We start from the raw sequence: 681 nt of genomic DNA, 5'->3' as shown, positions 1-681 counted from the left end.
GGCGGCGGCCGGTAGCTCCGGCCACACCACCTTGCTCAGCGCCGTCGCCTGATGCTCGAGCACCGGGCTCAGCGGATCACCGAGATACGCGTACCCCATCGCCATCAGCCCGGCCGCGTCCGCCTCGTCGTGGGTGGTGCCGTCGAACCAGGCGAACCAGTCGGTGACCATGCCCCACATCAAGGCCTTGTCGGCGGCGCCGGTGCCGGTCACGAACTGCTTGAGAGTGGACGGCGGGACAGCCGCGTACGAGATGCCGCGACGCCACAGTCGGTCGCGGACGATCCATGACAGGCCGGCGAGTTGCCGGTCGGTGTCGTGGGCGTCGTAGGCGAGGCCTTCGATGACGACGAGGTCGACGCCGGTGAGGTAGTCGTCGAGTTGGCTGGTGATGGCGGTGAGCCGCTGGTGGTTGTAGGCGGTGCGGAGCCGAGCGTCGTTGGTGGGGTTGCTGCGGTCGCGGTGGGTTCGGCTGCGGTTGGCGGGTTTGATGGTGGTGGTCCAGCCTCGGCCGGCAATGCCGGTGGAGGTGAGGCTGAGGTCGAGTCCGAGCACCTTGGTCACGGCTGGCCGCCTTTCTGGATCTCTGTGTGGATGTTGTCGACGTCGTGCTCGTCCCAGTCGTCGTCGTACAGGTGCTCACCGAGCCAGTCGCGAACGTCCTGCCGGGTGGGGTTGGGG

1 protein-coding gene is annotated in these 681 nt (G+C 68.1%); it reads right to left on the bottom strand.

All coding sequences use genetic code 11. The features are described from left to right. On the bottom strand, positions 1 to 564 hold a 564-nt coding region (locus tag ADL29_RS07465), incomplete at its 3' end, for a hypothetical protein (protein WP_053922932.1). Between the last annotated feature and the right edge of the window lie 117 nt (positions 565 to 681).

The organism is Streptomyces chattanoogensis, assembly GCF_001294335.1.
Taxonomy (GTDB): domain Bacteria; phylum Actinomycetota; class Actinomycetes; order Streptomycetales; family Streptomycetaceae; genus Streptomyces; species Streptomyces chattanoogensis.
The sequence above is the reverse complement of the archived record's forward strand: the minus strand, read 5'-3'. Positions and strand labels throughout refer to the sequence as shown.